Origin of the sequence: Terrisporobacter sp. (assembly GCF_017888745.1) — a bacterium.
GTDB lineage: Bacteria > Bacillota > Clostridia > Peptostreptococcales > Peptostreptococcaceae > Terrisporobacter.
Map to the genome: position 1 here is coordinate 1 of NZ_JAGHFM010000270.1, position 2,944 is coordinate 2,944.

Sequence of the window (2,944 nt, forward strand, 5' to 3'; positions counted from 1 at the left end):
ATTTAGGAAGATATGAAAATACAGTATTTAAAAAAGAAAATATATCAGACTCTTCTATAGTAAAATACTCGAGCAAAGATATGAATTTTTATTTTGATAAAGATACTAACTTTTTGCTAAAAAAAGAAGAGTTAATAAATGGTGAAGTAACTCAAACTATAGAATATGAAAAAATAGATAAAACATCAAAACTTAGTAAGTCTTTATTTAAGCAAGAATCGCCGCTAATAAAAGGATATACTGGATATTTAAGTAGTTTAAAGATTAATCATATAAATGCAAATAAAGAAGTTCCTTTAAATGAAGCTATGGGATAATTAAATTGAGATATCTGTATTGTATAGGCAAATTTCTTGACATGGATGATGTATAACGATTTACAACGCCATATTAGTTGTGCAAAATATTCAGTATATTTAGTACATAAGAAAAAACAGATAAAGTTTTAGTGGGGGGTATAGTATGAAAAAACTAATGATTTTGATCACATTACTAGTTACATTAATTATTACAGGATGTACACAAACAAAAGATTTTCAAATAGAATATGATGAATTATCTGAAGAACAAGCTAAGTTATTAACACTAACAGGTAATAGAGTATATAAGTACAACCTAAAAAATCCACCTAATGATAAAAATTATGAATTAAAGTTAGTGTATGAAGTGTATAAAAACAATAAGAAAATAAAAGAGAAAGATATAATAGGTATGGCATATGGGCCTACTAATGAAGAGATAAATAATATTATATTAGAAATAAATATTCAAGATAATAAAATAAGATGTATTTCAGGACAGAACGGTGAAGCTTATTCTTCTATTGATATAGATGAAAATATAGAAGAATTATCACATCAATTTTTTACTAAAACTACTAAAATAAATTTGGGCGATGAGATATATCTATTTCATGGATTAAAAGGTAAGAATGGTCTTAAAATTTCTGATTTAGGATTATTATCTAAAGAAGATAAAGATAGATATATAAAAGAGAATGAATTGAACGTATTTTTAAAATTGATATGTGAAAAAAAATAGACTTTTTAAAATATGATATTATTATTTATTAATATCACAAAATTTTAACTATATGGTGGCTACCTTAAAGTTTTAAACAAAAAGAAAATATTAAAAGTATTAATCGTAAATATAAAAACACATTAATAATATTATTAATGTGTTTTTTATTTTGGTTTTATTCTATAGTCAGGTATATCTATAAAAATACTTGAAATAGTTATGTAAAAACAATATTTAAAAGAGAAATTGTAAATACTATGTCTATAATTAAAAAATAAGGAGGTATTATTATGGAAAATAATATGGCTATGGAATATCCTATGTTTTGTTATCAATGTGAACAGACGGTAGGAGGAAAGGGCTGTACTAAAATGGGGGTATGTGGTAAAACACCTGAAATAGCAGCATTACAAGATTTACTTATATATCAAATAAAGGGTATAAGTTGCTATGCTAAAGAAATTGTTGAAAAAGGTGAAAATGTAGATAAGGATATAGTTAGTTTTATAGAAAATAGTTTATTTACTACCTTAACCAATGTAAATTTTGATGCAGATGTTCATGTGGAAATGTTAAGAAAATCTCAAAAAATTAAAGAAGCATTAAGAAGTAAAGTCGGGAGTATAAAGAATGATACAGAGCATGCTACATATAATTTAAGTGAAACAAAAGCTGAAATGTTAAAAGATGCAAAGAAAGCTGGAATAATGTATGACCAGAATTTAGATCCAGATATTCGTTCATTAAGACAAACTATTTTATATGGTCTAAAGGGAATAAGTGCTTATGGACACCAAGCTAGAGAACTTGGATATTATGATGACCAAGTAGATAATTTTTATGTAAGAGCATTGGAGGCCACTACAGATGATAATTTAGGTGTGGAAGAATTAATCAGATGGACTATGAGAACTGGTGACATGAGTGTGGCTGTCATGAAAAAATTAGATGAGGCTAATACTACAGTTTATAAAAATCCAACCCCTCATAAAGTTAATGTGCACAGAAAAAAAGGACCATTTATAATTGTATCAGGGCATGACTTAAAAGATTTAGAGATGTTACTTGAACAAACAGAAGGAAAAGGCATAAACATATATACACATGGTGAAATGATTCCATGTCATGGATATCCAGAGTTAAAAAAATACTCTCACTTAGTAGGAAACTTTGGTGGAGCATGGCAAGATCAACAAAAAGAGTTTGATAATATACCTGGATGTATACTTATGACGACAAACTGCCTAATGAGACCTAGAGAAACTTATAAAGATAGAATTTTCACTACAAGTGTAGTAGGATGGGATGGAGTTAAGTATATTGGTAAAGGTGAAGATGGAAAAAAAGATTTTAGCGAAATAATAAATAAAGCTTTAGAATTAGGTGGATTTGATGAAGAGCAAGAACCACATGAAATATTAGTTGGATTTGGACATCATTCAACTTTAAGCCATGCAGATACTATTGTTAATGCAGTAAAAGATGGTAAGATAAAACACTTCTTTTTGATAGGAGGATGTGATGGAGCTAGACCTGGTAGAAATTATTATACTGAGTTTGCTAAAAAAGTTCCTGATGATTGTGTAATACTTACTTTAGCTTGTGGAAAATATAGATTCAATAAATTAAATTTTGGTGAAGTGGCAGGACTTCCTAGACTATTAGATGTAGGTCAATGTAATGATGCATATTCAGCAGTGAGAATAGCAACAGCACTTGCAGATGCATTTGGCACAGATGTTAATGGATTACCATTATCTATAATTCTATCATGGTATGAGCAAAAAGCAGTAGCTGACTTACTAGCCTTATTATCATTAGGAATAAAGGGAATTTATTTAGGACCTACTTTACCAGCTTTTTTAAGCCCAAATGTACTTCAATACTTAGTAGATACTTTTGATTTAAGACCTATAAGTAC

Annotated in this window: 3 protein-coding genes; all 3 read left to right on the forward strand. The window is 28.0% G+C overall.

The features are described from left to right. The coding region (locus J7G74_RS12280; protein WP_297135818.1) for a hypothetical protein at positions 1-317 on the forward strand (317 nt) is incomplete at its 5' end. Between the two features lie 145 nt (positions 318-462). Next, positions 463-1,041, forward strand: a complete 579-nt coding sequence (locus J7G74_RS12285) for a hypothetical protein (protein ID WP_297135821.1) — start codon at positions 463-465, stop codon at positions 1,039-1,041. Between the two features lie 272 nt (positions 1,042-1,313). Then, the coding region (gene hcp / locus J7G74_RS12290) for a hydroxylamine reductase (RefSeq protein WP_297135824.1) at positions 1,314-2,944 on the forward strand (1,631 nt) is incomplete at its 3' end.

Coding starts and splice junctions, on each gene's coding strand:
- J7G74_RS12285 (WP_297135821.1), top strand. CDS start 463: ATGAAAAAACTAATGATTTTGATCACATTACTAGTTACATTAATTATT.